The organism is Streptomyces sp. WAC03905 (genome assembly GCF_057371075.1).
The window spans coordinates 7145532-7172522 of the sequence record NZ_JBXYDZ010000003.1 but is presented as its reverse complement, the minus strand read 5'-3'; the positions used below and the strand labels follow the sequence as shown (position 1 = coordinate 7172522).

27 protein-coding genes and 1 pseudogene are annotated in these 26991 nt (G+C 72.8%); 12 read left to right on the top strand and 16 right to left on the bottom strand.

From position 1 onward, the window contains the following. Positions 1–201: 201 nt before the first annotated feature. The 9 genes from AC2RP6_RS34900 to AC2RP6_RS34860 all read right to left on the bottom strand — a co-directional run bounded on the left by AC2RP6_RS34900 (position 202) and on the right by AC2RP6_RS34860 (position 7448). Entirely contained in the window at positions 202–1122 is a 921-nt protein-coding gene (locus tag AC2RP6_RS34900; RefSeq protein ID WP_053629580.1) for a MurR/RpiR family transcriptional regulator, read from the bottom strand. A gap of 63 nt (positions 1123–1185) precedes the next feature. Next, positions 1186–1818: an NADPH-dependent FMN reductase gene (locus tag AC2RP6_RS34895; protein ID WP_486450555.1), complete on the bottom strand. Its 633-nt coding sequence runs from the start codon at positions 1816–1818 to the stop codon at positions 1186–1188. Positions 1819–2129: 311 nt separating this feature from the next. Next, the gene (locus AC2RP6_RS34890; protein ID WP_486449822.1) at positions 2130–2471 is read right to left on the bottom strand and encodes a TcmI family type II polyketide cyclase; all 342 of its coding nucleotides are present in this window, start codon (positions 2469–2471) and stop codon (positions 2130–2132) included. Positions 2472–2498: 27 nt separating this feature from the next. After that, on the bottom strand, positions 2499–2978 hold the full coding sequence (locus AC2RP6_RS34885; protein WP_486449821.1) for an SRPBCC family protein: 480 nt from the start codon (positions 2976–2978) through the stop codon (positions 2499–2501). A gap of 1 nt (position 2979) precedes the next feature. After that, complete coding sequence (locus AC2RP6_RS34880; RefSeq protein ID WP_486449820.1) at positions 2980–3234, bottom strand: acyl carrier protein; 255 nt, start codon at positions 3232–3234, stop codon at positions 2980–2982. A 43-nt stretch (positions 3235–3277) separates the two neighbouring features. Further along, complete coding sequence (locus AC2RP6_RS34875) at positions 3278–4516, bottom strand: beta-ketoacyl synthase N-terminal-like domain-containing protein (protein ID WP_486449819.1); 1239 nt, start codon at positions 4514–4516, stop codon at positions 3278–3280. Next, entirely contained in the window at positions 4513–5820 is a 1308-nt protein-coding gene (locus AC2RP6_RS34870; RefSeq protein WP_486449818.1) for a beta-ketoacyl-[acyl-carrier-protein] synthase family protein, read from the bottom strand. Before AC2RP6_RS34870 ends, AC2RP6_RS34875 begins: the two co-directional genes overlap by 4 nt. Beyond that, a complete protein-coding gene (locus AC2RP6_RS34865; RefSeq protein WP_030848318.1) occupies positions 5781–6224 on the bottom strand; it encodes a cupin domain-containing protein in 444 nt (147 codons plus the stop codon). The genes AC2RP6_RS34870 and AC2RP6_RS34865 overlap by 40 nt, the downstream gene beginning before the upstream one ends. Positions 6225–6350: 126 nt before the next feature. Continuing rightward, positions 6351–7448, bottom strand: a complete 1098-nt coding sequence (locus tag AC2RP6_RS34860; protein WP_486449817.1) for a SchA/CurD-like domain-containing protein — start codon at positions 7446–7448, stop codon at positions 6351–6353. A 273-nt stretch (positions 7449–7721) separates the two neighbouring features. Between AC2RP6_RS34860 and AC2RP6_RS34855 the strand changes: the two genes are divergently transcribed. After that, positions 7722–9356, top strand: coding sequence for an FAD-dependent oxidoreductase (locus AC2RP6_RS34855; protein WP_486449816.1), 1635 nt, complete (start codon positions 7722–7724; stop codon positions 9354–9356). 50 nt (positions 9357–9406) lie between these two features. On the opposite strand, the gene AC2RP6_RS34850 is transcribed toward AC2RP6_RS34855, so the two are convergent. Continuing rightward, a complete protein-coding gene (locus AC2RP6_RS34850) occupies positions 9407–9652 on the bottom strand; it encodes an acyl-CoA carboxylase epsilon subunit (RefSeq protein WP_486449815.1) in 246 nt (81 codons plus the stop codon). A gap of 227 nt (positions 9653–9879) precedes the next feature. Here AC2RP6_RS34850 and AC2RP6_RS34845 point away from each other — a divergent pair, with 227 nt between their 5' ends. Beyond that, positions 9880–10131: a hypothetical protein gene (locus tag AC2RP6_RS34845; RefSeq protein ID WP_486449814.1), complete on the top strand. Its 252-nt coding sequence runs from the start codon at positions 9880–9882 to the stop codon at positions 10129–10131. A gap of 93 nt (positions 10132–10224) precedes the next feature. Here the strand turns inward: AC2RP6_RS34845 and AC2RP6_RS34840 are convergent, their stop codons facing one another. From AC2RP6_RS34840 to polX, 3 genes are all read right to left on the bottom strand, one after another. Continuing rightward, on the bottom strand, positions 10225–10818 hold the full coding sequence (locus AC2RP6_RS34840) for a GNAT family N-acetyltransferase (RefSeq protein ID WP_486449813.1): 594 nt from the start codon (positions 10816–10818) through the stop codon (positions 10225–10227). Between the two features lie 41 nt (positions 10819–10859). Continuing rightward, positions 10860–11408 (bottom strand): MepB family protein, encoded by a 549-nt coding sequence (locus tag AC2RP6_RS34835; protein WP_486449812.1) that lies wholly within the window; start codon positions 11406–11408, stop codon positions 10860–10862. A 99-nt stretch (positions 11409–11507) separates the two neighbouring features. After that, a complete protein-coding gene (polX, locus tag AC2RP6_RS34830) occupies positions 11508–13235 on the bottom strand; it encodes a DNA polymerase/3'-5' exonuclease PolX (protein ID WP_486449811.1) in 1728 nt (575 codons plus the stop codon). Positions 13236–13428: 193 nt separating this feature from the next. Here polX and AC2RP6_RS34825 point away from each other — a divergent pair, with 193 nt between their 5' ends. Together AC2RP6_RS34825 and AC2RP6_RS34820 are read left to right on the top strand one after the other, a co-directional pair. Then, the gene (locus AC2RP6_RS34825; protein ID WP_486449810.1) at positions 13429–13971 is read left to right on the top strand and encodes a hypothetical protein; all 543 of its coding nucleotides are present in this window, start codon (positions 13429–13431) and stop codon (positions 13969–13971) included. A gap of 1 nt (position 13972) precedes the next feature. Beyond that, a complete protein-coding gene (locus AC2RP6_RS34820) occupies positions 13973–14596 on the top strand; it encodes a hypothetical protein (protein ID WP_486449809.1) in 624 nt (207 codons plus the stop codon). A 39-nt stretch (positions 14597–14635) separates the two neighbouring features. Here AC2RP6_RS34820 and AC2RP6_RS34815 read toward each other — a convergent pair whose 3' ends face one another. Beyond that, positions 14636–17092 (bottom strand): PP2C family protein-serine/threonine phosphatase, encoded by a 2457-nt coding sequence (locus tag AC2RP6_RS34815; RefSeq protein ID WP_486449808.1) that lies wholly within the window; start codon positions 17090–17092, stop codon positions 14636–14638. Positions 17093–17218: 126 nt separating this feature from the next. Between AC2RP6_RS34815 and AC2RP6_RS34810 the strand changes: the two are divergent. From AC2RP6_RS34810 to AC2RP6_RS34795, 4 genes and pseudogenes are all read left to right on the top strand, one after another. After that, a pseudogene (locus tag AC2RP6_RS34810) lies at positions 17219–18056 on the top strand (class II glutamine amidotransferase). Between the two features lie 142 nt (positions 18057–18198). Further along, the gene (locus tag AC2RP6_RS34805; protein ID WP_486449807.1) at positions 18199–19386 is read left to right on the top strand and encodes a carboxylate-amine ligase; all 1188 of its coding nucleotides are present in this window, start codon (positions 18199–18201) and stop codon (positions 19384–19386) included. A 42-nt stretch (positions 19387–19428) separates the two neighbouring features. Continuing rightward, positions 19429–19674 carry a hypothetical protein gene (locus AC2RP6_RS34800; RefSeq protein ID WP_486449806.1) on the top strand — a complete coding sequence of 82 codons (246 nt, stop codon included), beginning with the start codon at positions 19429–19431 and terminating at the stop codon, positions 19672–19674. A 9-nt stretch (positions 19675–19683) separates the two neighbouring features. Beyond that, positions 19684–20286, top strand: coding sequence for a hypothetical protein (locus AC2RP6_RS34795; RefSeq protein WP_486449805.1), 603 nt, complete (start codon positions 19684–19686; stop codon positions 20284–20286). Between the two features lie 38 nt (positions 20287–20324). On the opposite strand, the gene AC2RP6_RS34790 is transcribed toward AC2RP6_RS34795, so the two are convergent. Beyond that, positions 20325–21431: an NAD-dependent epimerase/dehydratase family protein gene (locus tag AC2RP6_RS34790; protein ID WP_486449804.1), complete on the bottom strand. Its 1107-nt coding sequence runs from the start codon at positions 21429–21431 to the stop codon at positions 20325–20327. Positions 21432–21668: 237 nt separating this feature from the next. Between AC2RP6_RS34790 and AC2RP6_RS34785 the strand changes: the two genes are divergently transcribed. The 3 genes from AC2RP6_RS34785 to AC2RP6_RS34775 all read left to right on the top strand — a co-directional run bounded on the left by AC2RP6_RS34785 (position 21669) and on the right by AC2RP6_RS34775 (position 24213). Then, complete coding sequence (locus AC2RP6_RS34785; protein ID WP_486449803.1) at positions 21669–22055, top strand: PRC-barrel domain-containing protein; 387 nt, start codon at positions 21669–21671, stop codon at positions 22053–22055. Between the two features lie 9 nt (positions 22056–22064). After that, positions 22065–23075 (top strand): glutathione S-transferase family protein, encoded by a 1011-nt coding sequence (locus tag AC2RP6_RS34780; protein ID WP_486449802.1) that lies wholly within the window; start codon positions 22065–22067, stop codon positions 23073–23075. Positions 23076–23169: 94 nt separating this feature from the next. Beyond that, the gene (locus AC2RP6_RS34775) at positions 23170–24213 is read left to right on the top strand and encodes a LacI family DNA-binding transcriptional regulator (RefSeq protein ID WP_486449801.1); all 1044 of its coding nucleotides are present in this window, start codon (positions 23170–23172) and stop codon (positions 24211–24213) included. 42 nt (positions 24214–24255) lie between these two features. Here the strand turns inward: AC2RP6_RS34775 and AC2RP6_RS34770 are convergent, their stop codons facing one another. After that, entirely contained in the window at positions 24256–24912 is a 657-nt protein-coding gene (locus AC2RP6_RS34770) for a DUF4360 domain-containing protein (protein WP_486449800.1), read from the bottom strand. Positions 24913–25181: 269 nt separating this feature from the next. On the opposite strand from AC2RP6_RS34770, the gene AC2RP6_RS34765 reads away from it, so the two are divergent. Further along, positions 25182–26984, top strand: a complete 1803-nt coding sequence (locus tag AC2RP6_RS34765) for a galactose oxidase early set domain-containing protein (protein ID WP_486449799.1) — start codon at positions 25182–25184, stop codon at positions 26982–26984. The last annotated feature ends 7 nt before the right edge of the window (positions 26985–26991 follow it).

Here is a 26991-nt window from a genome sequence, read left to right as displayed (position 1 = left end):
CGGAGGAGGAGGTTCGCCGTACCGCGGTGCGTTCGAGAGGACGTGGGGTCGTCCTCCTTGGCATCTGGTGGATCAGGAGCGCCGTCGTCAGTAAACATATATACCGTCGAGTAAGCAAGGGTATGAAAAATTTCATGCACCTCGAAGGCTGAATATCGCCTGGTGAAGTCGGCGCGCACCCTCTAGAGGGATCTGAGAGATCTACAGGAAGAACCCGTGCTGGTCCGCGACGTGCTCGTAGTCCTCCAGGCGGGCCTGGGTCCGTTCGGGATCCGCGTCCGCCATGGCCTGCAGCAGGGCCGCCGACAGCATGCCGGGGGCCGCGTAGGAGTCGAACACCAGGCGGGAACCGGTCGCCGCCGTCAGGGCCACGTCGGCCTCGTCCACCAGCGGCCCGAGCGTGGGGTCCGTGATCAGGACGACGCGCAGCCCCGTACTGCGGGCGGCACGCACGGCGGACAGGGTCTCCCTGGCGTGCCGCGGCATGGCGAACGCCAGGACCCAGGTCCCGCCGGCCGCTCTGGACTGCAGCAGGGCGTCGAAAGCGACGCTGCCGCCGCGCGTCACCAGGCGCACGTCGGGGTGGATGCGCCGGGCGGCGTACGCGAAGTACTCCGCGAGCGAGACCGAGATGCGCAGGCCCAGGACGGTCAGCGGCACGGAGGCGGCCAGCTCGCGGCCGATGTCCAGGACCTGGTTGGTGTCGGCGAGCAGCCGGCGGACGTTCTCCAGGTTCTCGATCTCCGCGTCGACGGCCGCCTGGAGTTCGTTGCGGCGGATCTGCTCACGGGTGTCCGGCGCGCCGGCCACGGCGCTCAGCGCGATGGGCTGGAGCACGTCGCGCAGCGCCGGGTAGCCGCTGAAGCCGAGGGAGGACGCGAAGCGGGTGACGGAGGGCTGGCTGACGCCCACCCGCTCGGCGAGCTCGGTGATCGAGAGGAAGGCGGCCTCGGTGAGGTGGTCGATCAGGTACTGGGCGATGCGCCGCTGGCCCGGCGACAGGCGGCGGCCGTCGAAGAGCGCGAGGAGCCGGTCGGCCGGAGGGCGGACGGGTTCCTCGGCCGACTGACCGCTCGGCGTGATCGCAGCCGCTTGTGCGCGTGCCTGCTGCCCCGATGACACCGGAGGGCCTCCTTCTCACGTCATTCGCGCCAAACATAGCTCACCCCCCGTGGCCGATGATGATCAGTCCTGGGCGCGGGAGGTGACCGGGGCGTCGGTGCGGTCGCCGAGGAACTCGTACCAGCGGCGCTGGAGGCACAGGTAGCGGGTGTCGGCCTCGACCAGGTCGAGGAAGGAGCCGATCGTCGCGGCCAGCCGCTCGCCGAGACCCGGGTCGGTCAGGGCGCCGTCCTCGGCGAAGGCGTGGTGGGCGCCGGCCAGGCTGAACATGTCGGGGTAGACGCGGGCGCCGAGGTGTTCGAGGGGGACGCGCAGGGCCCACAGTCCGCGGTTGCCGCCGACCATCGAGGGCGAGGCCGACACCAGGAGGGTCTGCTTGTCCTTGAAGGGCTGCGGCCGGTAGCGGGACACCCAGTCCACGGCGTTCTTCAGGACGCCCGGCACGGAGGCGTTGTACTCGGGCGAGGCGATGATCAGCGCCTGGGCGGCCGCGATGCGTTCGCACAGGGCGAGGGCGCCCTCGGGCAGCCCTTCGCCCGCTTCGGCGTCGCCGTCGTACGGGGGCATGGGGAAGTCGCGGAGGGTGACGGGCTCCGCCACGGCCCCGGCCTCGCGCACCATCGCGGCGACGAGGGCCGCGAGCCGGACGTTGACCGAGCCGGTGCGGGAGGACCCGGACAGGACGAGCGCGCGCAGCGGGGTACGGGGGTGGTCCCCGTCGCGCGGGCGGCCCGGATCCGTCGGGAAGTGGTCGGGGTCGGTCGGGGGGGTCATGCCGTCTCCTGCCCTTGGCTGTCGCTGCGGCTCTCTGCTCTCTGCTCTCTGCTTCGGTCCGGGCTCTCGGCTCTCGGCTCTCGGCTTCGGTCCGGGCTCTCGGCTCTCGGCTCTCGGCTTCGGCTCTCCGCCCTCGGTTCCCGTGTCCGCTCTCTCGGTGCGTCCCCGGAGGCGGGCGACGCGCGGCGGGACCCGCACACGCCGGTGTGCGGGTCCCGTCCGGGGCCGCCGGGTCACTTCGCGCCGGGGTTCTCCCAGCGGTAGAACTCGTGGGCCATGGCGTCCTTCGGGCTGCGCCAGGTCTCCGGGTCGTGCGGGCTGATGTACGCCTGGAGCCGGTCGCTCAGCCTGCGGAACTCCGGATGCTCGGTGACCCTGGCGATGGCCGGGCCGGGCGCCCGGTCCGCCTCGATGAAGTGCATGTAGACGTCGCCGAACTGGAAGAGGCTCCGGCGTGTGACCCCTACCAGGTGCGGCAGTTCACCCGCGTCCGAGTCCGCGAAGAGCTCGGCGATGTCGGGGCCCGAACCCGGCGCCATGCGGGCGACGATGAGAGCGCGGTGCGTGTCGTTCATCCGACTGCGTGCCTTTCGTTCCGGAGGTCAGAGCCGGCTGGCGGCGGGGACGCGGCCGTCGCGATCGCGCTGCTCGATCTTGTCGCGGATGAGCGCCATCTGGATCGGGGAGTTGCGGTTGATGTTGTCGGTCATCCAGGCGTCGTCCACGGGCGCGTCGGGCTTCATCGCGAAGTCCTGGGTCCACTTCATCCGGGTGCCGCCGGGCACCTTGAAGTACTGCCAGTGGATGTCCATGTGGGCGAAGGGGCCCGTCTCCACCCGGCGGGCGCGGACGGTGAGGCCCTTGCGGTCGACGGTGCGCTCCGAGACCCAGCTCCACACCTTCCCGTTCTCGTCGGGGTGCATGGTCAGGCGGAAGGTGGTCGTGTCCCCCTTCTGCTCCAGGATCTCCAGCGAGGCGTACTCGCTGAACAGCTCGGGCCAGCTGGGGAGGTCGTTGGTCATCTCCCAGACGAGCTCCACGGGTGCGTTGACGGTGATCTCGTTCTCGGTGTGTCCTGCCATGTCAGGCTCCGGTCATCAGGCTGTGGTTGACGAGGTCGAGGAATTCCCCGGGGGTCTTGCAGCGGTCGGCGTCGGTGGGCAGGGCCCGTCCGCGCCGGTTCTCCAGCTCACCGACGATGCCGAGCAGGCCCAGCGAATCGAGGCCGTACTCGTCGAAGGACGAGTCCGGACGGCTCGCCATCTCCAGGGGATCGACGGTGATACCGGCGGTCTTCATCAGGGCCGCCAGCTCCTCCACGGTCAGTCGGTCGGACATGTGGATGCTCTTTTCCTTGGGGGGACCGCTCGGGTCCGGCGGACTAGGAGTCCGTCGGGGGGCCCTTGCGGACGACGAGCGCGGAGTTCGACCCCATCCGGCCGCGGCTCAGCACGAGCGCCGTGCGCAGGTCCGCCTGCCGGGCGCTGCCCGTCACCACGTCGAGGTCGTGGCAGACGTCGTAGACGTTCGGGGTCGGCGGGACGACGCCGTGCTCCAGCGCCAGGACCGCGGCCGCGGTGTCGAGGGCGGGAGCGGCGCAGTACGCCCGGCCGGTACCGGACTTGGGCGCCGTGACCGGCACCTTGTGTCCGTGGTCGCCCAGGGCGTGGATGATCGCGGCGGCTTCGGCCGCGTCGGCCTCCGGGGTCCCGAGGGCGTCGGCGAAGACGACGTCGATGTCCTCGGGGGCGCAGCCGGCTTCCCGGAGTGCGCCGCGGACGGCGTGGGCCAGCCCCTCGCCGGCCTCGTCCCGTCGCCGGGTCCCGCTGAACGTCGCGGCGTGGCCCGCCAGTACGGCGCGTACGGTGGCGCCGCGGCGGCGGGCCTCGTCCTCGTCCTCGACGACGAACATGGCGCCGCCCTCGGCGGGGACGTAGCCGCAGGCCTGGTCGGTGAACGGCCGGTAGGCGCGCTCGGGGTCGTCCCGCAGGCTCAGTCCCTCGTACTCCAGCTGGCAGACGATGGAGTACGGCGCGAGGGGCGCCTCGGTCGCTCCGACCAGCATGGCCCGGCTGCCCTGGCGGATCGCCCGGTCGGCGTGCGCGAAGGCGTCGAGTCCGCCCGCCTCGTCGCTGCAGACGACCCCGCAGGGCCCCTTCAGCCCGCGGCGGATGGAGATCTGGCCGGTGCTCGCGGCGTAGAACCAGGCGATCGACTGGTACGGGCCCACGAAGCGCGGCCCCTGCTCCCAGAGGTGCTGCAGTTCGCGCTGGCCGAACTCACCTCCGCCGGAGCCGGCCGCGGTGACGACGCCGAAGGAGAAGGGGTCCCCCTCGTAGTCGGCGCGGCCTAGGCGTGCGTCCTCCAGGGCGAGGTCGGCTGCGGCGAGGGCGTGGTGGGTGAACCGGTCGGTCTGGACGAGGAACTTGTCCTCGACCAGGGACCCCGGTTCGAAGCCCCTGACCTCGCCCGCGACGCGCAGCGGCAGGTGTTCGCAGCCCGCCCTGGTGACGCGGTCCAGGACGCTGGTGCCGGACTGGGTCGCCTTCCAGAAGGCGTCGGCGCCGACGCCGTTGGGGGCGACGACCCCGATGCCCGTGATGACCGTACGGCTGGTCACGAGACCTCCTCCTTCGGCCGGGTCATGACCACGGCGGACTGGAAGCCGCCGAAGCCGCTGCCCACGGAGAGCACGCTGCGCAGTTTCCGGTCCCGGGCGACCTTGGGCACGTAGTCGAGGTCGCATTCGGGGTCGGGCGTCTCGTAGTTGGCGGTCGGGGGGACCACCTGGTGGACCATGGCGAGGACGCAGGCGGCGAGTTCGATGGCCCCGATGGCGCCGAGGGAGTGCCCCACCATGGATTTGATGGAGGTCATCGGCGTCTTGTAGGCGTGGTCGCCCAGGACCTTCTTGACCGCCGCGGTCTCGTGGCGGTCGTTCTGCTTGGTGCCGGAGCCGTGCGCGTTGACGTAGTCGATCTCGTCGGCGGTGATCCCGGCCTGGGCGAGGGCGGTTTCGATGGCCCGGGCCATCTCCAGGCCTTCGGTGGTCAGCCCGGTCATGTGGTGGGCGTTGCCGAAGGTGGCGTAGCCGCCGATCTCGCAGTAGACGGTCGCCCCGCGGGCGCGGGCGCGTTCCAGCTCTTCGAGGACGAGGACGGCGCCGCCCTCGCCGAGGACGAACCCGTCCCGGTCGGCGTCGAACGGCCGGGAGGCGTGGGCCGGGTCGTCGTTGTTCGGCGAGGTCGCCTTGATGGCGTCGAAGCAGGCCACGGTGATCGGCGATATCGGCGAGTCCGAGGCTCCGGCGATGCACACGTCCATCCGGCCCTCGGCGATGGCGTGCACGGCGTACCCGATGGCGTCGAGTCCCGAGGTGCAGCCGGTGGAGACGGTCTGGACGGGGCCGCGCGCTCCCGTCTGCTCCGCGACGGCGGAGGCGAGGGTGGCCGGCGTGAACGCCCGGTGCAGGTACGGGCCGGCCAGCTTGTGGTCGACGTCCCACCAGGAGCCGGACTGGCTCACGGCGACGTAGTCGTGCTCCAGGCGGGTGGTGCCGCCGACGGCGGTGCCGAGAGAGACTCCGGTCCGCCAGGCCTCGTCCGCGGTGAGGTCGAGTCCGGCGTCGCGCACCGCCTCGCGGGCGGCGACCAGGGCGAACTGGATGTACCGGTCCGCGCGGGCCGCCTCCTCCTCGTCGAGGCCGTGCTCGGCGGGGTCGAAGTCGACCTCGGCGGCTATCCGGGAGCGGAACCCGGTCGGGTCGAAGAGGCTGATGCCGCGTGTCGCCGTACGCCCGTTGGCCAGCAGGTCCCAGAAGTCGCGGACGCCGATGCCGCCGGGCGCGACGACGCCCACTCCGGTGACGGCCACCCGCCGGCGGGTCACGAGATTGCTCCCGTACGGTCCGGCGGCTGCTCCCATGCGGTTCCCTCCGGGTTCGGGGCCTGCTCGGTGTCCACGTGTCCCAGCTCGGGGCGCGGGGCGAGGGGGCCCAGGTGGAAGACCATGCGGGCTTCCGTGTCGCCGACGTTGCGGAAGCGGTGGCGCGTGTTCAGGGGCACGAGCAGTCCCTGGTCGGTGCGCAGCGGGTGGGGTTCCCCGTCGAGGTCCACCTCCAGCCGGCCGCTGACGACGTACACGAACTCCTCGGAGTACGGGTGGTAGTGCTCGGCGATCGACTCTCCGGGGGCCATGATGGCCAGGCCCATGAAGCCGCTGGTCGAACCCACCGAGGTCGGGGTGAGGACGGCCCTCAGGTCGCCTCCGCGCCGGCGGTTGGGCGGCGTCTCGCTCAGGTCCACGATGCGTGGGCGCTGTTGGGTCATGGTGGGTGCCTCCTGGCGTGTGGGGAGAGCCTCGACGGAGATCGGGGTGGGGGGGCAGGTCGGTGGGGGCCGGGTTCCGGGCGTGACCGGCGTGCGGTCGGCCGGCCGGAACGGCCCCGGGGAGGATCAGGACTGCGCGGGGGCCCGGCGGTCGGTGATCAGGTTCATGGTGCGGTGCGCGGCGGGACCCCGCCCGCCGGGCGTGAGGACGAGGCGGTCGAGCACCGCGGCCTTGTGCCGGCCCGAGATGCCGTAGACGGTCTCGGGGTCGGCCTCCAGCGGGCCGCGTACGTCGATCAGCCGGACGACGATGTCGTCGCGCTGGAAGATGCTGCTGCTCCGGACGGGGCTCTCGGGGCGGTGTGCGGCCGCCTCGTCCTGCCGGGCGAGGAACCTGGCGAGCGCCTGGCCGCAGCCGGGCTTCGCCGGGTAGAAGACCGCGTGCCGCTGCACCTCGGCGGACTCGGGCTCCGGGGCGGCGATGTGGTGGACGGCCGGGACGGCGGCGCGCATGAAGAACATGCGGGCCGATTCGGGGTCGCCGAGGTCGCGGTCCTGTTCGAGGTAGGGGTTGATGGCCTCCTCCACGGCGCGTACCTCGGGCTGTTCCGAGACGTGCCGCAGGGCTGCCATCAGGTCGCCCTGGACCTCGACCGTCCGGACCACCCGGTTGCCGTGCATGAACAGCGAGGTGCGGCACAGGCGGGTGTGGTCGTCGACGCGGGCCGCCGGTGAGGCGTAGCTGGAGAGGATGGAAGCCACGTCCTTCTCGCTGCCCGGCTTGACCGTGAAGGTCAGGGCGTGGCGCACGATCCCGGCGCCCAGCCGGGGCGTGGACTGCAGGCGTGCCGTGGACGGGCGGGCCGCCTGGTCGTACCCCCGTCCGGTCTCGCGCAGGACGGTGAACTTCAGCGGGCGCATGGAGCGCGCGCACGCGCCCAGCGGCCGCACCTGCTCGGCGTGGTGGTCGCTGTTGACCCAGGCGAGGTACTGCGGGGCGCTCTCCCACTCGCTGGTGATCAGCCACTGCGAGGGGTTCTCGAAGGACTGGCACAGCTGGTCGCTGATGTGGCCCGGTACCGACGCGATGTCGTTGCGGAGCTTTTCGTACGCCTCGAAGAACTGCTGCTGGGTCCCCTCGTGGAGGTCCATCAGAAGGACGACCCGGAGCATGGAGCCGTCGAAGGCTGACTGCGACACCCGTTCGGACAGGGTGGTTGTCATCTACTCACTCCTTCATGAGGGGGTGGAGATCCATCGCGTACGGACCCCTCGTCCGTCACCGGTGGCGTCCGCCCGGGCCGGCGGCCGCCTCGGGGGAACGACGGGCCGGCGCGTCTCAGGGGGAGCCGCTGTCGCTCATCGTCATCCGGACAGGGGCGTACCGCTACATGTCGGGATCAAGCGGGTGACAACCGGCGAATCAACTGGGCCTCATCGCGGATCGGGGGCATAAAGACTCCACTCCCCCACACAGAAAACAGGAGCCCGCAGCTGATGGAAGACAACGCCGATGTTCGCGTACCGGTTCTCGTCGTGGGCGGCTCCCTCGTGGGCCTGTCCACCTCGCTTTTCCTGAGCCGCCACGGAGTGAGGCACCTGCTGGTCGAGAAGCACTCCGGTACCTCCCCGCACCCGCGCGGCCGTGGCATCAACGCCCGGACGATGGAGCTGTACCGCACAGCAGGAGCGGAACACGCGATCCGCCGGGCGGCGTCCGTACTGGAGGGCATCCAGGGCATTCTGCAGGCGACCTCGCTGACCGACGCCGCCGGCCACAACTGGCTGATCAAGTCGATCGACCCGTCGGGGGCGCTGGCGCGGTTCAGTCCGACGCAGTGGTGCCTGTGCAGCCAGAACAACATCGAGCCCGTGCTGGCCGAGCAGAGCCGCGCGCAGGGCGCCGACATCCGCTTCGGCAACGAGCTGATGAGCTTCGACCAGGACTCCACCGGGGTGAACGCGGTGGTGAAGGACCGCACGACGGGCGAGCACATCACGGTCCGCGCGGACTTCCTGATCGCGGCGGACGGTCCGCGCAGCCCCGTCCGCGAGCAGCTGCGGATCCCCCAGACGGGCAACGGCGAGCTGTTCCACAACGTGAGCGTCACCTTCCGTTCGGAACGGCTCGTGAAGGTGCTGGGCGACCTGCGCTTCATCGTCTGCTACCTGATGCGTCCGGGCGCCGACGGGGCGCTGCTGCCGGTGGACAACGACACGCAGTGGGTCTTCCACGCGCCCTGGCACCCCGACCAGGGCGAAACCCTGGAGGACTTCACCGACGAGCGCTGCGTGGACCAGATCCGCGAGGCGGTCGGCGTACCCGACCTGGACGTGGAGATCGGCGGCAAGGCGCCGTGGCACGCGGCCGAACGGGTGGCGGAACGGTACTCGTCCGGACGGGTGTTCCTGGCCGGTGACGCCGCCCACGAGATGTCGCCCACCGGGGCCTTCGGCTCCAACACCGGCATCCAGGACGCGCACAACCTGGCGTGGAAGATCGCCGCGGTGCTGGACGGGGCGGCGGGCATCGAACTGCTCGACACCTACCAGGCCGAGCGGCTTCCGGTGGCCAGGGCCACGAGCGAGCGGGCGTCGGCCCGTTCGGCCGAACACAGCCACCCGGGGTACGCGCCCCCGCCCACCATGGGCGGCGGGCCGGGCAGCGGCGTCCTGACGACGGCGATGGCCTACGCCTACACGCAGGGCGCGCTCGTCGGCGGCGACCCGGCGCGGCCGGTCATCCCGGAGACGCTGCAGTCGATGGGCGACACCGGTACCCGGGCCCCGCACATGTGGCTGACCAGGGCCGGGGAGCGGATCTCCACCCTCGACCTGTACGAGCGTTCCTTCGTGCTGCTCAGCGGCGCGGGTACGCCGTGGCAGGCGGCCGCGGAGCAGGCGTCCCGACAGCTGGGGGTGCGCGTGGACGCGTACGCGATCGGCTCCGGGCCGGGTGCGGACCTGGTCCCGGAGGGCGGCGCGCCGTGGACCGAGGTCCACCGGCTGGGCGCCGACGGGGCCGTTCTCGTACGCCCGGACGGGTTCGTGGCCTGGCGCTCGGAAGGCGCCGTGGCCGACCCCGCGTCGGTGCTGTGCGAGGTCCTCTCGACGGTGCTGCGCCGGGCGTGACGACCCACTCCCCCCGTCCGCCGGCCGTGCGCGCGGCCGGCGGACGGGGTTCAGCGGCAGGTCCAGCAGCCTGCCCAGCAGCCGGCGTGGGGCCGGACGGTACGGCGGCGGCCGGTGCCGCTGCCGGGCCCCCGGCCGGCGCCGCCCGTCGCGCCGCGGTCACGGTCAGGGTCACGGTCGAGGGAGGTCCGGTGCGCGTAACAAGCGACGACGACCGCGATCGCGGCCACTTCCTCCGGGGCGGCAACGCCCTTCTCCACACGCAGCAGGCTCGCTATCGGAACGTCGTTCGACATCGGCACGGCCTCTCTCACGGGGGCTGCGCGTGCGCCCTGTCGCGTCGCGAGGGGCGGACCGGCTCGGCGTCGACGCGGGCGGCACACGGGTGGCTCGGCGCGCTGACGGGACGTGTTCCGCATGCGCGAACCGGCCTGTGGGGTCCTGTCGGAACCCGAGGACTCCTGTCGCGACCGACGGTACAAGCGCCCGGCGGTCGCGGCACGCCGGGATTCCGGCGCCCGGTGTGCTCCCCGGCGGTCCGCTCGGCGGGGCGCTCGTGAAGGGCCACCAGCCGCTGCTCTGCCGGGGCTGCGCCGGCCACTTGTACGCCGTCTGCACGACGGACCACACGGGCGGGAACAAGGTCGGGCAGTGGGAGGTCGATCACGAGATGCCCGTGTCGTGCCCGTTGGCGGGCCTGCTGCCGCTGACCGGCAGGGGCGTGTCCGTCCACGACCTGCCCGGTGCCGATGAGGTCCTCGGCCCGCCGCGCTGAAACGCGCGGCTCATTGGGCCGGCCGGGTGAGTCCTGTCCGCCGCGCACCCGGTCGCGGCGGACGGGCCGGCCGCCCGGGGCGGGCCCCGCCGCTCAGCCCGTCCGGCGGGCGCCGGGGTCGGCGGGGCCGGGCCGGCGGGTGCGCCATTGGTCCGGCGTCGTGCGCCAGATGACGTCGGTCCCCGATTCGCCGGGGGTGAGCGGGCCTTCGGGTGCCGGGACGCGTTCGATCTCGGTGAATCCCAGGCGTCGGGCGACTGCTCCGCTGGCGTGGTTGGCGGCGTCGTGGTGGATCTCGATCCGGTCGATGCCCGGCAGTGCGAAGCCCTGGCCCACGAGGGCCGTGCAGGCCATGGTGACCAGGCCGCGTCCGGTCCGGGCCGGGTGGAGCCAGTAGCCGATCTCCAGGCCGCCCGCTCCGATGCGGCGCATGAGGACGCAGGTGCCGACCACTTCGGCGTCCGCGGTGATGGCGTAGCCGTACGCCTTTCCGGTCTCCCACTCCTGCTGCATCCGGGTGAGGAAGTCCGCGGTCTGTCGGCGGCCGGGGTCGGCCGCCCAGGGCAGCCACGGCACCAGGTGGTCCAGCGACTCGTGGATCGCCCGGTCGAGGGCGTCGAGGTGGCCGGGGCGCCAGCGGATCAGGTCGACCTGGTCCGCGCGGAGGATTTCGGCGGGCGTTTCCATGCACCGGATGCTCTCCCGGCCCGGCTCCCGGCCACAACGGATTATGGGGTCGGCCCGGGGTGGTAGAGCGCGTGGGCGCGGGCCGTGTCCACCGGCGCCTCCCCGGACAGCCGGAAAAAGTGTTCCACCTGCCAGGCCTGTGTACGGCCCGCCTGGCGGCTGGTGGTGGCCACCCACGGTGGATAGACCCGGAACGCCCGCTTCCCGCCGTCGCCGTTCGTCGACAGGACGCCCCGTGCGCGGAGCACGTCCCGCGGGAAGACGAACTGCCCGAACCGCTCGTCCTCGCGGGTGCCGATGACGAACAGGTCGACGGGATCGGCGGCGTCGAAGGGCGCGATCGGCCCCTCCGCCGACCTCTTCCACACGGTGACGAACTGACCCGCCTTCGCCGGGGTCGTCCGGGCCACCCGGAAGCGGACCGCGAGCCCGTCCAGGGTGAATGCGCAGGCCCCGTAGTCGGCGCTCTCCGCCTCGGGCACGGGCGGCGTACACGTGAACCCGCACGGCTCGTACACCAGTTCCCTCGCCCGCAGCAGGTCGCCGGGGATGCCCGGCTCGCACGACCACGCTCCGCGTTCCCTCGCCATGCCCCCATCCTGCCAGGTTTCGAACGCATGCCCGAACATGAGCGGCGAGTCCGTGACGGGGAAAGGGCGAGTCCCTGACGGGGAAAGCCTGCTTCCCGGTCAGGCCGCCTTCCCGGCCAGGAAACGGCGCAGCCTCGTCAGCGGCCAGGCATTGATCACGTCGTCCGCCGTCAGCCAGCCGCGTTGCGCCGTTCCCACGCCGTACCGCATGTAGGGCAGGTGCGTGGTGGCGTGGGCGTCGGAGTCGACCGCGAACTTCACCCCGTACCGCTTCGCCCGCAGGACGTCCTCGTCGCACAGGTCGAGCCGCTCGGGGTGGGCGTTGATCTCCAGGGCCGTGCCCGTCCGTGCGCACGCCTCGAAGACGGCGTCGAAGTCGGCGTCGATGCCCGGGCGTTTGCCGATCCGACGGGTCGTCGGGTGGCCGATCACGGACACGTGCGGGTTCTCGCAGGCGCGGACCAGGCGGCGGGTCAGGTCCTGTCTGCTCTGGTTGAAGTGCGAGTGCACCGAGGCCACGCAGATGTCGAAACCGGCGAGGAACTCGTCGGGCCAGTCCAGCGAGCCGTCCGGACCTATGTTGAGTTCCGTGCCGTGCAGGAGCCTCATCCCGCGGCGTCTTCCGTCGAGTTCGCGCACCCGCTCGCGCTGGGCCAGCATCTTCTCCTTCGTCATGCGCTGCATGGCGAGGTCCGGGGCGTGGTCGGTGACCGCGTAGTACGCGTATCCCCGGGCGGCCGCGGCGGCGACCATGTCCTCCAGCGGGGCGAGTCCGTCCGTGAGGTCGGTGTGGGTGTGCAGATCGCCGCGGATGTCCTCGTCCGTGAGGAGGTCGGGGAGTTCGTCGCGCAGCCCGGCCGCGATCTCGCCGCGGTCCTCGCGCAGCGTCGGGGGTATCCAGGGCAGGCCGAGCCGTTCGTAGACGGCCTCCTCGCTCTCCGAGGTGACGCCCTCGCCGCTCTCGGCGTCGAAGAGCCCGTACTCGGAGAGCTTCAGGCCCTGGCGCACGGCGAGTTCGCGGGTTCGGATGTTGTGCGCCCTCGACCCGGTGAAGTACTGCAGGCCCGCTCCCCAGGAGGCGGGCGGGAGGACCCGCAGGTCCACCTGGAGGCCCGTGGCCGTCCGCACGGAGGTCTTCTTCGCGCCGCGTGCGATGACCTCGGCGACATACGGGAGGGACGTGAGGGCCTCCATGAACGGGGCCGACCGGCCCGCCGCCACCAGGATGTCGATGTCGCCGATGGTCTCCCTCATGCGGCGCAGCGACCCGGCGTAGGTGCACCGGACGCAGCCGCGGACGGCGGACAGCTCGGCGACGAGCTGCTCGGCCGCGTCCATGGCGGCGCCGAGGAGGATCCGGCCCTCGCCCGCCTTCTGCAGCAGGGCGATGCCGTGCAGGATGTTGCCCTCGGTCCGCTCGCCGAAGCCCTTGAGGTCGCGCAGCCGCTCCTGGTGGACGGCGTCGAGCAGCTGGTCGACGGAGGTGATGCCCAGTTCCTCGTAGAGGACCATGGCCTTGCGCGGTCCGAGGCCGGGGATCGCGATCAGCGCGCGCACCCCGGACGGTACCGAGGCCCTGGCCTCGTCGACGACGGACATGCGGCCGGTCCGCAGGAACTCCAGGATCTTGTCGGCGACCGACCGGCCGACGCCCGGGATCTCGCGCAGCCCCTCGACGTCCAGGGTCGCGACGTCCTGCGGGTGGCCGCCGACGGCGCGGGCGGCCTTCTCGTACGCGCGCGCCTTGAAGGCTTCCCCGCCCCGGATCGCGATGAGGTCCGCGTACTCCTGGAGCATCGCCTCGACCTGGTCGTTGGCTCGGGCCATGCCTCCAGGGTGCCCCGCGGGCACCGGACGGGCACGCCGGCCGGGGGATCGGACGACCCCGTCGGGCAGCCGGCTCTGGCGGCCGCGGGGGCAGCCGCGACCCGGGCGTGCCACGGCCGCCCCGGGTTTGCTCGACGGGAGCGCGGGCAGCCGCGAGACACACAGGCGAAGGCCCCGGAAATGGAGTGCGGACATGTCTACAACCACACTCGTAGTGGTGATCGTCATCGCGGCGGTCGTGGTGCTCGCGCTCATCGCGACGCTGTGGCTGTCGGCCCGGCGACGGCACCTGCGCGAACGCTTCGGCCCCGAGTACGAACGCACCGTGCAGCAGGAGGGCGGCGCGATGGCCGCCGAGCGCGACCTGCGGGCCCGCGAGCAGCGGCACGACCAGCTGGACATCAAGGAACTGCCCGCCGAACGGCGGCGCGAGTACGCCGAGGCCTGGAGCAGCGTCCAGGAGCACTTCGTGGACCGCCCGGAGAGTTCCGTGGCGGAAGCGGACGCGCTGGTCTCCAGGCTGCTGGACGAGCGCGGCTACCCCACCGCCGGGTACGAGGACCGGCTGCGCGACCTGTCCGTCGAGCACGGGCGCACCCTCGACCACTACCGGGCGGCGCACGACGTGAAGGAACGCAGTGGCGGGGGCCGGGCGACGACGGAGGAACTGCGCGGGGCGATGGTGCACTACCGCGCTCTGTTCGAGGAGCTTCTGACGGACCAGAGGAGTCGTTGAGATGCGTATACGAGGAGACCAGGAGGCCCGGGACACCGGATCCGGTCCGAGCACGGAAGACATCATGAACTCGGGCGCGGCCGAGGAACGGCAGTCCCCGGTGTACCCGGGTGAGGCCACTTCCCGGTCGGCGGACGAGTCGGCCGGGCCGGCGGACACGGCCGGGACGGCGGGCATGGCAGGAACGGCGGGTATGGCGGGAACCTCGGAGGCGGACGGGTCGACCGAGCGGTACGGGTTGTCCGACCCGAACGGATCGACCGAGCGGTACGGGTCGTCCGACCGGGACGGGTTGTCCGACCGGGACGGGTCGTCCGACCGGGACGGCGCCCCCGGCCCGATCGCCGCCGACACCGAGGAGCCGTTGCTCGGGACGTCGGAGACCGAGGAGTACCGCAAGAAGTGGAGCGAGATCCAGGGGCGGTTCGTCGACGACCCGCAGGACGCCGTGCGGTCGGCGGACACCCTGGTGGCGGAGGTCATGCAGGCCCTCGCCGGCAGCTTCTCCACGCGCAAGCAGGGCCTGGAGGGCCAGTGGGGCCGCGGTGAGCAGGTGGCGACGGAGGACCTGCGGGTCTCGTTGCAGCAGTACCGCTCCTTCTTCAACCGGCTCCTCAACACCTGAACCCCGCACCGGGGACCATGTCCCGGGCGACGCCGCACCTCACTCGGCGTCGTCCGGGACGTGGACGTCCAGGACGCAGATGTCGTCCAGGTTGCCCGCACGCTGCGCCGCCAGCGTGCGGGCGAGTTCGCCGTCCACGCCCTCCTGCAGCAGCTGCCGGGCGGTCTTCGCGAGTCTGTCCAGCCCGAGGTCTATGTCCTCGCCCGGCCGTTCCACCAGCCCGTCGGTGTAGAGCAGCAGGTGGTCGCCGGGTTCCAGGTCGATGACGGCCTGCCGGTACACGGAGTCGCGGGCGGCGCCCAGGAGGCAGCCGGTGGGCTGCGCCAGGAAGTCGGCGCGGCCGTCGCGGAGCAGCAGCGGCGGCAGGTGTCCGGCCCGCGCCCAGGTCAGGCGGCGGACCTCGGGCTGGTAGCGGCCGATGACCATCGTCGCGGTCGCGGACGGCTCCGTATCCGTGTGCAGCAGCAGGTTGTTGAGCCGGCGCAGGACGTCGATGAGGGGCGATCCGGTGGTGGCCATGCCCTTGGCGGTGAACCTCAGCTGCGCCATGGTGCCGACGGCGGGCAGGCCGTGGCCCGCGACGTCCCCGACGACGAAGAGGGCGCTCCCGTCGGGCAGTTCGATGGCGCTGTACCAGTCGCCGCCGACGTTCACCCCGCTGTCGGAGGGGATGTAGGCCACCTCGACGCAGAGTCCGGCGAGTTCCACGGACTGTTCGGGGATCGGCAGCAGCGTCGCCTGGAGGTGGGCGGCGAGGGCGCGTTCGGCCTGCAGCATGCCGGTCTGGACCAGGACGGCCCGCTCGCTCTCGCGCAGGGCGAGTTCGGCGTCCCGCAGTGCGGTGACGTCCTGGAAGAATCCGTGCACCTCGACGGGGGTGCCGTGGGCGTCCCTCTGGGCCTCGACGACGACCCGCAGGTGCCGCACGCCGTCGGCGGTGCTGATCCGGAACGGCTGGTCCAGGGCCTGCTGTCCCAGCCGCAGCAGCCGGTGGACGGCCGCGGCGACGCGCGGCTGGTCGTCGGGCAGGACGTGGCGGGGCAGTTCCTCCAGCTCGATCGGCCCCCTGGCGGGGTCCCGGTCGAAGATGGCGTAGACCTGTTCGGACCAGACGATCCGGTCCGTCGCCAGCTGCCAGCCGGCCCAGCCGAGGTTGCCCAGCCGCTGCATGTCGGTCAGTCTGCGGGCCTCGCGCTCGCTGATGTCGTGGCGGATCCAGGACACGACCAGGCGCTCTCCGAGCCGCGTCGCCCGGACGGAGTAGACGGACTCCTGGGGAAACCCGGCGCCCGTCTCCTGATAGGTGAAGGGCTCCCCCTCGTAGACGGCTCCGGTGGCCAGGGTGTTCGCGTAGCCGTCCCACACCGCGCTGCCGGCCACGGTGGGATAGGTCTCCAGGACCCGTCGGCCCACGAGCTCCTTGCCCCGGCGTCCCCGCACGTCGACGGATTCGGGCGCGGCGCCGTCGATCCGGTAGTCCTCGATCTCCCCGGTGGCCGTACGCAGCGGGGTGAGCAGGACGGCGGGCCCGGCCAGCACGTCCAGGACCGCCTGGACGGACGTGACGTCGTCGGGGACGGCCGGCTCCACCGCGTCGTCGCCGCCGGGGCCGCCGGACCGCAGCTGGGCGGTGCACAGCCGGACGGCCCGGCGCAGCACCGTACGGGTGTCCTGGTCGAAGGGGCCCGGACGGCTCCGCATGAAGCCGATGGCGCTGCGCACGCGTCCACCCGACGGTACGGGGATCCAGGCGCGGGAGGGCCACTGCCCGGGGGCCCCGCCGATCAGCAGGTAGCGGCGGGCGTCCGCCACCGGGTCCTCCAGCCACACAGCCTGTCGCGCGGCGATGGCTTCGAGGGCGGCGACGCCGCTGACCGGGGGTACGTGGCGCCACTGCTCGGCCAGGGACTCGGCGATGCCGGCGTGGCCCGTCAGCTCCAGGCTGCCCGCGGACGTCACGCTGTAGATCATCACACCGTCCACGCCCACCGGATCGCCCAGCACGGCCCGCAGGAGTTCCGCGATGCCCGCCGGGCCGTCCGCCTCGGCGAGGCCCTCGGCCAGCCGGGGCAGCAGGGCCCGCAGGCGGTCGTCGGCCGCCGCGGCGACGCCGTCGTCCTCGCCGTCACCGTCGGCCCCGGTGGCCGGCTGCGGCGTCCGCGGCCGCTGCCCGGCGCCGCCCGGCGCGGAGGCCGCCGCGGGCGGCGCGGCCGCCCTCGGCGTCGGACGGGTCCGGACCTGGCCCAGGGTGAGCCAGCACTCCTCCAGGAGGGTCCGGCCCCACCGGGTCCCGCGCGCGAGCAGCGTCTCGTAGGCCGCGTCGGCCGAAATGCCCGTCTGGGCCATCAGCACGCCCTTGGCACGCTCGATGACGGCGGTGGCCGCGGCAACGCCCTCCAGGTCCGCGATCTCCGAGCGCAGCCTGGCCACCACCTTGGCCAGCGCGAGCACCTCGGGCGAGGCGCCGCCGTCGGCCGGCACGGCGTCGTGCGTCATACCTTGAGGATGGCACGGCGGTGCGGGGGTACGCGCCCCACTGCAGGCGGGGGTGCCCGCGGGCCCCGCGGGAAGCGCGCGGCCCGCCGAGTTACCCTCGGAGAAGCCGCGAAAGGGATGGTGCGCATGTGTCGGTGGCTCGCATACTCGGGTACGCCCGTGCTCCTCGACACCGTGCTCTACCGCCCCGAGCACTCGCTGATCAACCAGAGCCTGAAGTCCCGGCTGGGCGTGGAATCGACCAACGGCGACGGGTTCGGGCTGGGCTGGTACAGCGCCGACGGCAACGGCACACCGGCGGTCTTCCGTGACATCGGTCCCGCCTGGAACAACCGGAACCTCCAGGAGCTGGCCGCGCACGTCCGCTCGCCGCTGTTCTTCGCGCACGTGCGGGCCTCCACCGGTTCGGCCATCCAGCAGACGAACTGCCACCCCTTCCGGCACGGCCGCTGGCTGTGGATGCACAACGGGGCCATCGGGGACTTCGCCCGGCTCCAGCGCGATCTGTGCATGGCCGTCGACCCGGCCCTGTTCTCGTGCATCGAGGGGTCCACGGACTCCGAGGTGATGTTCTACCTCGCGGTGACCTTCGGGCTCGACCAGGACGTCCCCGGAGCGGTGGCGCGGATGGCGGGGCTCGTGGAGCGGCTCGGCAAGGAGCACGGTGTGGCGGAACCGCTGCAGATGACCGTGGCCGTGAGCGACGGGGAGACCGTGTGGGCCTTCCGGTACTCCAGCCAGGGCAGGTCACGGTCGCTCTACTACAGCAGCAGGGCCGACACGGTACGGCACCTCTATCCCGAGCTCCCCCTACCTCAGGGAGGTCTCGGACGACACCCGCATCGTGGTCTCCGAACCGCTGGGAGACCTGCCGGGGGTGTGGAACGAACTTCCCGAGAGCAGCTACGCGGTCATCCCCTCCGGTCCCGAGACGGACTACCACCCCTTCATCCCGGAGTTCTAGCCGCGGTCGCGGCCCCCGAGTGAGGGGGGCTCCGACGGGTAGGCGCAGCACAGGAGGAGGGCCCGGAAGCACGGCAACACCGCCTCGGCCGACCGGTCGCACCCGGTCTCCGGCGGCGCCACCCTCGTCGAGAGGACCCCCGATGTCACTGGCCGTGTCCACGTCCACGCCCCACCGCGGGAGCAGTACTCCCTCGCCGCTCGGTTCGGGAAGCGGCCGCTCCGCCACGGCCGTCGTACCGACCATGGGCGTGGAGGAGGAGTTCCTCCTCGTCGACCGTCGCAGCAGGGCCCCCGTGGGGCGGGCGGCACGGGTCATCGAGGCGGCCGCGGGCAGACTCGGACCACTGGTCCAGCCGGAGTTCTTCACCGCCCAGGTCGAATCCTGCACGAGCCCCACGTCGAGCACGGCCGTACTGCGGGCCGAGCTGGCGTGGCTGCGGGCCGAACTGGTCCGTGCGGCCGACGCCCACGACTGCCTGCTCGTCGGAACCGGTACCGCGGTGATACCGCCGGAGCAGCCGCTGACCATCACCCCGGACGAGCGCTACCGGCGCATGGCGGTCCGCTTCGCGTCGGCCGTCGGGGGCCACGACCAGCCCGTCTGCGGATGCCACGTTCACATCGGCGTGTCCTCCCGGGCGGAGGCCCTGGACCTGGCCAACCGGCTCCGGCCCTGGCTGCCCACCCTGCAGGCGCTCAGCGCCAACTCCCCCTTCGACCGCGGCAGGGACACCGGCCACGCCAGCCGGCGGGCGGTCGAACACGCCCGCTGGCCCACCGTGGGGCCCGCTCCCTTCCTCGACGAGGCCTCCTACGAACGCATCGCCCACGACCTGGTGCAGTGCGGGGCCCTGCTGGACCGGCGGATGATCTACTGGTACGCCCGTCCGTCCGAGCACGTGCCGACCCTCGAGATCCGCGTCGCCGACGTGAACGCCCGCCTCGACACCGTCGTCCTGCTGGCCGCGCTCGTCCGCGGGCTCGCCGGTGTCCTGCTGCCGGAGGGGCGCGAGGGCAGGCCGCCGCCGTTCCTGGAGTGCGGACGGCTGCGCGAGGCCCACCGGCTCGCGGCCGTGCACGGGCTGTGCGGCGAAGGCCTCGACCCGGTCGGCGGAGCCCGGGTACCGGTGTGGGACATGCTGGAGCGGCTGCGTGAGCGGGCCGCTCCGGGCCTCGCCGCGGCCGGCGACCTGCTCCTGGTGGACACCCTGCTCGACCGGCTGCGCGCGGAGGGGGGCGGCGCCGCCCGTCAGTGGGCCGACCACGCCCGGCGCGGACGGCTGAGCGACGTGGTCGACGGCCTGGCGAGGACGACCGCGGCCGCCTGAGACGAGAAGACGGCCGGCTGGGACGAGACGAAAGGAACTGTCATGGACGACCAGGGCGGCGCAGGCGGAGTACCGCTGCACCACGACGACGACGAGGCCCGGCGCCGGGCTCCGCACACCGGGGCCCGCGGCAAGAAGCCGCGCGAGGACGACGGGACCACCCGGGCCGCGGACACGGACGAGGCGAGCCGCCTCGACCGGCCGGCGCAATCCGGTACGCCCGGCCCGGACACCCGCTGGAAGGGACCCGACGACGAGCGGCCCCCCGGCCGCGGCCACGCTCACTGAGGAGGCGGCGTGAACCGGAGCCACAGGCCCCCCACGGGCCGCGCCCCCAGCTTCCTGGCCATCTACCTCAACGACCACCTGACCGGTGCGAACGGCGGCGTCGAGCTGCTGCGCCGGGCCGCCGACGCCCATCGGGACGGTGTCCTCGGCACCTCGCTGCGGTCACTGGGCGAGCAGGTGGCGCAGGACCGGCAGAGCCTGCTCACCCTGATGGCCGATCTCGACGTGCCCGTCATGCGGGCCAGGGCCGCCCTCGGCCGGATCACCGAACGGGTGGGCCGGCTCAAGCTCAACGGCCGGGTCCTGTCCCGGTCCCCGCTCAGCGACGTCCTGGAGCTGGAGGCGATGCGCCTGGGCGTGGAGGGCAAGGCGGCCTGCTGGCGTTCGCTGCGGAGCCTGGCCCGCACCGACCCGCGGATCGACGTCGCCCTGATCGAGGAGCTCATCGGGCGGGCCGAGCAGCAGATCCGCGCACTGGAGGCCATGCGCAGTGCCTGCGCGTCGCAGCTGTTCGCCCGGGAGGCACGCGGCCGGGCCGCGACGCCCCACGCCGCGGAGGCCGTGTCGCGCCGTGGTCACCTGCGGGGGCTGCCGAGGACCGGCCCGGCCTGACCGGGCCCGGTCCTCCGGGAGAACAACGGCCCCGCGCCTCAGGCCCCCCGCCCGGACCGCGCGAAGCGGCGGGCGGGCCCGCGGTCCGGGGCGAGCGGGGCGGTGTCCATGCCCGCGCCCGTACGGAGGCCGTCGAGGAACTCCTCGACGGCCTCGACCGCGGTGCGGCGGGGTTGCCAGGACAGCTCGCGGCGCGCCCGCGAGGAGTCCAGCAGCGGGAGCCGCAGGACGGCGTCGAACAGGTCCGGCGACGCCGGGACCAGGTGCAGCCGCCAGGCCGCCGCCAGGGCGGCCCGTACGGGCGCCGTCGGCACGGGCAGGCTGCGGGCGTCGAGGATCCGGGACAGGACCTCCGCGTCCAGCGGCGGGTCGGCGGCCAGGTTGAAGGCTCCGCGGACGGGAAGGGCCGCGGCGGCCCGGTAGGCGGCGGCCGCGTCGTCGGTGTGCAGGGCCTGGAAGCGCAGCCCGGCCAGGTCGGGCACGGCGGGGAGCAGTTCGGGGCGCAGGAACCTGCTGGGGAGCAGCCGGCCCGCGAAGATGCGGCGCTGCTCGGAGGCGGCCTGCCGCTTGAAGAGGAAGCCCGGCCGCATGCGGACGACCCGGATGTGGGGGTGGGCCCGTTCGTAGGTGTCGAGGACCCGTTCGAGGTAGGCCTTCTCGCGGGTGTAGGCCGCCTGCGGCCAGCCGTGGGTGGGCCAGGACTCGTCGACGGTGCGGTCCTTCGGTCCCGGTGAGTAGGCGCCGACCGACGACGCGTGCACGAGGGCGGGGACGCCGGCGGCCGCCACGGCGTCGAAGACGCGGATGCTGCCCAGGACGTTGGTGCGCCAGGTCTCGGCGGGGTGGTGGGTGGGCTGGAACTTCCACGCGAGATGGATGACGGCGTCGGCGCCGGCGAAGAGGGGGGCCAGGTCCGCGCCGCCGGGCTCCACGTCCACGGCGTGCCAGCGCGTCTTCGGCGGCCGCCGCAGGGGCGTCCTGCGGGCCAGTCCGAGCACGGATCCGACCGAGGGGTCCTCGGCGAGGGCTTGCACGACACTGGTCCCGACGTTGCCGGTGGCCCCGACGACCACGACGTGGGAGCCCTCCCCGCGCCGTTCGGCTCTGCGTCCGGCGTTCTCCTCCGCCGGTGCCTGGTGCGTCATCGTGTCGGCTCCTCTCTGCGGAGGGCGGTGGGGCGCCTCGCCGGCCGGGCCGGCTCGGACGCCTCCTGGGCCTGCGGAGCGCCTACCCCTGCCGCCGCACCGCATGCGCGGGCCGGGCCGGGCGGGCCCGCGCGGGAGCGCGTCCGCTCCGGCATGCTGGGCGTGAGCCGGTCGTTTGTGGGGAGGCGCCCGGGTGCGACTTCCGTTCCGGCTCCCGGGGCGGGCGCGGGTACGGGCATGCGCAGGGGTACGGAGAGAGAGGCGAGAGCCGTGACCGACAAGGACATCTGGGGCTACCACGAGGACGCCGGCCATCACAGCGGGATCGATCTCGTCGGCTACAAGGTCGAGGCCACCGACGGACACATCGGAAAGGTGGACAGGCATTCGGCCGACTTCCGGGCCTCCCACATCGTCGTCGACACGGGAGTCTGGATCTTCGGCAAGCACGTCCTGCTGCCGGCGGGCACCATCGAACGAATCGACCAGGCCGAGGAGAAGGTCTACCTCGCCCTGACGAAGGAACAGATCAAGAACGCGCCCGACTACGACGAGGCCAAGTACGCGGGCGAGCCGAACTTCATGGACAAGTTCGGCCACTACTACGGCCAGTCCCACATGTAGGGGTTGCCCATGCGGTACGTGAATCCCGGCAGCGAGTACGCGCGGGACAGCCGCTACCTCACCACCCGGATCACCGCCGACGGGCAGGAGGGCTTCCCCGTGGAGCCCGGCCGCTACCGGCTGGTGGTGTCGCGGGCCTGCCCCTGGGCGAGCCGGGCCGTCATCGTACGGCGGCTCCTCGGGCTGGAGGAGGCGCTGCCGATGGCGGTGGCCGGCCCGACGCACGACGAGCGCAGCTGGACCTTCGACCTGGACCCGGGCGGCCGTGACCCCGTGCTCGGCATCGAGCGGCTCCAGGAGGCCTACCTCGCCCGCGACCCCGGCTACGACCGGGGCATCACGGTGCCTGCGATCGTGGACGTGCCGACCGGGGAGGTCGTCACCAACGACTTCGCCCGCATCACCCTCGACCTGTCGCTGGAATGGACGGCGCACCACCGGGAGGGGGCCCCTGACCTCTACCCGCGGGCGCTGCGGCCGGAGATCGACGCCGTGAACGAGGTGGTGTACCAGGAGGTGAACAACGGCGTCTACCGCGCGGGTTTCGCCGGGTCGCAGGAGGCCTACGCGTCCGCGCACGGTCGTCTGTTCGCTCGCCTCGACCTGCTCGCCGAGCGGCTCGCGGGGTCCCGGTACCTGGTGGGCGACACCATCACCGAGGCGGACGTACGGCTCTTCACCACCCTCGTGCGCTTCGACGCCGTCTACCACGGCCACTTCAAGTGCAACCGGAACAAGCTGTCCGAGACGCCGGTCCTGTGGGCCTACGCGCGGGACCTGTTCCAGACCCCGGGTTTCGGCGACACCGTGGACTTCGACCACATCAAGCGGCACTACTACCTGGTCCACGACGACATCAACCCCACCGGGATCGTGCCGGCCGGCCCGGACCCGTCCGGCTGGCTCGCGCCCCACGGCCGGGAGGCACTCGGCGGCCGGCCCTTCGGCGACGGCACCCCGCCCGCGCCGGTGAGCGCCGGGGAGAGGGTGCCGCCCGACCACACGCCGCTGCCCACCTGACGCCTTGCGGTGATCACCCGTTACCCTTCTGTTCGGCCGGGCCCGACGCTTTCGGATCTTGCCGGGCCCGCCTGTTGATCATGGAGGAATTCACGTGCCCGAACCGCGTTCCGGCAGCCGTCCCACCCTGGAGGCCGTCGCGGCGCTCGCGGGCGTGTCGAGGGCCACGGTCTCCCGCGTGGTCAACGGCGGCGACGGGGTCCGCCCGCATCTGGCGGACCGGGTGCAGACCGCCATCCAGGAGCTGGGCTACATCCCCAACCACGCGGCGCGCACGCTGGTCACCCGGCGCACCGGCGCCGTCGCGGTGATCATCCCGGAGCCCGAGGCGCGGATCTTCTCGGATCCCTTCTTCTCCCGTCAGATACGCGGTATCAGCCGGGAGTTGACCGCGCACGACACCCAGCTGGTGCTGCTGCTGGTCGAGGACCACTGCGACTACGACCGCATCGAGCGCTACCTGGCCGGCGGCCACGTCGACGGGGCGCTGGCCTTCTCCCTGCACACCGACGATCCGCTGCCGGCGATCGCCCGCCGCCTCGGCATGCCCATGGTCTACGGAGGCCGCCCCGGCTGGACGGCCGGGCCCGGGGAGCAGGACAGGGTGACGTACGTCGACGCGGACAACCGCGAGGGGGCACGGGAGGCCGTACGGCACCTGCTCGGTCAGGGCCGGCGGCGGATCGCGCACATCTGCGGCCCGCTGGACCAGACCTCGGCGGCCGACCGGCTGAGCGGCTACCACGACGTCCTGCCGGCCGCGGCGCCGGAGCTGGTCGCCGTGGGCGATTTCACCGCGGCGGGCGGGGCGCACGCGATGGCCGAACTGCTCGACCGGGACCCTTCGATCGACGGGGTGTTCGCCGGCAACGATCTGATGGCGACCGGTGCGCTGCGCGTGCTGCGGGAGCGCGGCCGGACGGTTCCCGGCGACGTGGCGGTGGTGGGCTTCGACGACGCCGAGCCGGTGGCGGAGAGCGCCGACCCGCCGCTGACGACGGTGCGTCAGGACATCGAGGGCATGGGCCGGATGATGGCGCGGCTGCTGATGGAGCGGCTGGGCGACGGCCGCGGGGGCCGGGACGTGCCGGGCCCGGTGATAACGGACACGGCCCTGGTGCGGCGCGCGTCGGCGTGACCCGGGGTCCGCGCGGGAGGCGCGTTCCCCGGGTCCGTGCGGTCAGCGCGCGGGGCACTGCTTCCAGGAGAAGTGGTAGACGCTGTTGATGCTCCCGTCCGTGGAGTCGAGAGCCATGAAGCTGGTCTTCGACGGGTCGGACGTGCCGACCTCCGCCCGCAGTTCGGTGTTGATGTTGAAGTTGCGCTGCTCGCCGCAGGGCGACCAGGCCAGGGCCTCGATGCCGGTGGTGTCGGTGGCCTGCCAGTTGTCGTCGAGGGCGCCGTCGAACCGGTGGGTGCGGTAGGCGGTCTGGCTCATGCCCTGGAAGTAGTAGCTGGCCTTCTGCGTGCCGACGGCGCCCGGCTGGAGGCTGCCGAAGCCCCGGTAGTCGACCCGCGCGATGGCGTAGGTGTAGCCCTGCGGGACGTGCACGACGAGGGACAGCAGGCAGTTCTTGCGGCCCTCGACGGCGGGGGCTCCGCCACCGGCCTGGGCCAGGTATTCGCTGTAGGTGACGGTGAAGGCCGAGTTGTCGGGTGACACGGCGACGGCGGCACTGCCGGGACGGCAGCCCGATCCGTTGACCGTGGCGACGTCCACGGTCACGCGGTCGGCGGGGGCCGAGGCGGTGGCGGTGGCGTCCGCGGAGGGACCGAGCGTGACGAGCGTGGCGGTCACGGCGGCTGCGGTGAATCCGGTACGGAGCGACTTGATCACACCACCATGGATAGCCGCCCGCCGCCGACGGGGCCGGCCGACGGGTGCGCGGTCTCACCTTGACGGCCGAAACGGTTCACCGCAGAAACGATAAGTCGGCTCATTTCGACCGGCCGAACGGCCCCAAGACGCCCTCGAAAAGCCCCCGTCGAGCCAGGTCGCAGCGGTTCTCACCTGCTCTTTGTCCTAGTATCGCCAGGTTCTTTCAGGTCATCAGCGGGCTCCGGCACCGACTTCGGCTGCGGGGCCCTCCTGCGGTCAGGAGTCCCATGTCCCGCGCATCACGGTCGGCCGTCCTGTCGGTGCTGGCCCTCGCCGCCGCCCTGGCCGTACCGGCGGCCGGGCCCGCGCCGGCGCGCGCGCTGGCCCACCACGCGGGCGACGAGGCCACCGTGCTCGGCGAGGACCACGCACGCGCCCACGCCCGGCTGCGCCGTGCCGCCCTGGGCACGCAGGGGTATCCGCAGGCGAAGCGGACGGCCGGCCTGGCCGCACTGGGGAAGTCCCAGCGCGAGGTCAACGCCCGTTTCGACGCGGCCCGGTTCGGCCGCTTCACGCAGTTCTTCCCCTCCCCCGACTTCGGCGTCCATGTGGCCCTGCTGCCCACCGGCAAGGTGCTGCTGTTCTCCTTCGAACGCGTCGAGGCCGACCCCACGAAGGAGACCGGGCCGACGAACACCGTCGGCCGGACCAACGCCGGCCGCGCCTGGCTCTGGGACCCCGCCAGGGGCACGGGAGCGCGGGCCTTCACGAACGTGCCGCCGCCGGTGGTCCTGGTGCCCGACGGCACCTTCTCCCCCCGTCCGGCGCCGTTCTTCTGCGCCGGGCACTCGTACCTGCCCAACGGGATGGTCGGGGTCTTCGGCGGCAACGTCGGCGGCAAGGGCGGCAGCGGAGCCAAGCTGTCCTTCGTCTTCGACCCGTGGACCGAGAAGTGGTTCCGCAACAGCGACATGGCCGTCGGCCGCTGGTACCCCTCCGTGGTGACCGGGGCCGACGGCCGGCAGATCATCATGTCCGGCCAGTCCGAACGCGGCACGGGCACCCCCACGCCCGTGGTGGAGCGCTTCCCCGCGCTGGGGCACCCCGTGCCCTGGCGGCCGTACGACATCCCGGCCGGCGTGCCCGCCGAGCGGCTCCGCAGCGACGCGCCCTTCCGCAACGACTATCCGCACCTCTTCTCGCTGCGCGACGGAATGATCTACGGCCTCGGCCGGGACGCCGACCAGCAGTGGCTCTTCGACCCGGTCCAGGACGTACGCCGCGACCTGCCGCGGCGGCCCGCCGACTTCCGCGGCTACGGATCGGCCGTGCCGCTGCCGGCCGGCTTCCGGGGGCCGGACTCCGTCCTGGTGCTCGGCGGTGACCCGCGCGACCCGCACACGTACCGGTTGTCCGGCGGGCGCTGGACCACCGAGGAGCCGAGGGCCTTCGGCAGGACCCAGGACGGCACCCTGATCCTGCCGGACGGCAGCCTGCTGACCGTGAACGGCGCCCTCGACACCCGGGACTACGGACACGGCCCGTTCAACCCGGAGGCGGACCTGAAGTACCGGCAGATCGAGGTGCGCGACGCGAAGGGCCGCTGGAGTCTGGGGCCCGCGCAGCGGCTGCCGCGCGGCTACCACTCCAACGCCCTGGTCCTGCCGGACGGCCGGATGATGGTCACCGGCGACGAGCTCCAGCAGATCGCCAACGACCCCGACATCAGGGACGGTATGGACGGCAGCATCGAGCTGTACGAGCCGGCCTATCTGCACCGGGGAGCCCGGCCGGCCCTCGACCGGGTGCCGGCGGGCGACCTCGGCTACGACGCCGCCTTCCAGGTGTCCAGCTCGACGGCGAAGGACGTCGGGCGCGCGGTCCTGCTGGCCCCGACCACCGTCACCCACTCGGTGAACACCAGCCAGCGCCACCTGGACCTGCGGCTCACCGGCATCCGGGGCGACCGGATCACGCTGCGGACCCCACCGACCGCCGCCGACGCCCCGCCCGGGTACTACATGCTCTTCCTGCTGGACGCCGAGGGCGTGCCCAGCACCGCGCGGTGGATCAGACTCGGCACCCGCTGAGCCCGCC

Coding starts and splice junctions, on each gene's coding strand:
- AC2RP6_RS34890 (WP_486449822.1), bottom strand. CDS start 2,471: ATGAACGACACGCACCGCGCTCTCATCGTCGCCCGCATGGCGCCGGGT.
- AC2RP6_RS34885 (WP_486449821.1), bottom strand. CDS start 2,978: ATGGCAGGACACACCGAGAACGAGATCACCGTCAACGCACCCGTGGAG.
- AC2RP6_RS34880 (WP_486449820.1), bottom strand. CDS start 3,234: ATGTCCGACCGACTGACCGTGGAGGAGCTGGCGGCCCTGATGAAGACC.
- AC2RP6_RS34870 (WP_486449818.1), bottom strand. CDS start 5,820: ATGGGAGCAGCCGCCGGACCGTACGGGAGCAATCTCGTGACCCGCCGG.
- AC2RP6_RS34865 (WP_030848318.1), bottom strand. CDS start 6,224: ATGACCCAACAGCGCCCACGCATCGTGGACCTGAGCGAGACGCCGCCC.
- AC2RP6_RS34860 (WP_486449817.1), bottom strand. CDS start 7,448: ATGACAACCACCCTGTCCGAACGGGTGTCGCAGTCAGCCTTCGACGGC.
- AC2RP6_RS34855 (WP_486449816.1), top strand. CDS start 7,722: ATGGAAGACAACGCCGATGTTCGCGTACCGGTTCTCGTCGTGGGCGGC.
- AC2RP6_RS34850 (WP_486449815.1), bottom strand. CDS start 9,652: ATGTCGAACGACGTTCCGATAGCGAGCCTGCTGCGTGTGGAGAAGGGC.
- AC2RP6_RS34840 (WP_486449813.1), bottom strand. CDS start 10,818: ATGGAAACGCCCGCCGAAATCCTCCGCGCGGACCAGGTCGACCTGATC.
- AC2RP6_RS34835 (WP_486449812.1), bottom strand. CDS start 11,408: ATGGCGAGGGAACGCGGAGCGTGGTCGTGCGAGCCGGGCATCCCCGGC.
- polX (WP_486449811.1), bottom strand. CDS start 13,235: ATGGCCCGAGCCAACGACCAGGTCGAGGCGATGCTCCAGGAGTACGCG.
- AC2RP6_RS34825 (WP_486449810.1), top strand. CDS start 13,429: ATGTCTACAACCACACTCGTAGTGGTGATCGTCATCGCGGCGGTCGTG.
- AC2RP6_RS34820 (WP_486449809.1), top strand. CDS start 13,973: ATGCGTATACGAGGAGACCAGGAGGCCCGGGACACCGGATCCGGTCCG.
- AC2RP6_RS34815 (WP_486449808.1), bottom strand. CDS start 17,092: ATGACGCACGACGCCGTGCCGGCCGACGGCGGCGCCTCGCCCGAGGTG.
- AC2RP6_RS34805 (WP_486449807.1), top strand. CDS start 18,199: ATGTCACTGGCCGTGTCCACGTCCACGCCCCACCGCGGGAGCAGTACT.
- AC2RP6_RS34800 (WP_486449806.1), top strand. CDS start 19,429: ATGGACGACCAGGGCGGCGCAGGCGGAGTACCGCTGCACCACGACGAC.
- AC2RP6_RS34790 (WP_486449804.1), bottom strand. CDS start 21,431: ATGACGCACCAGGCACCGGCGGAGGAGAACGCCGGACGCAGAGCCGAA.
- AC2RP6_RS34785 (WP_486449803.1), top strand. CDS start 21,669: ATGCGCAGGGGTACGGAGAGAGAGGCGAGAGCCGTGACCGACAAGGAC.
- AC2RP6_RS34780 (WP_486449802.1), top strand. CDS start 22,065: ATGCGGTACGTGAATCCCGGCAGCGAGTACGCGCGGGACAGCCGCTAC.
- AC2RP6_RS34765 (WP_486449799.1), top strand. CDS start 25,182: ATGTCCCGCGCATCACGGTCGGCCGTCCTGTCGGTGCTGGCCCTCGCC.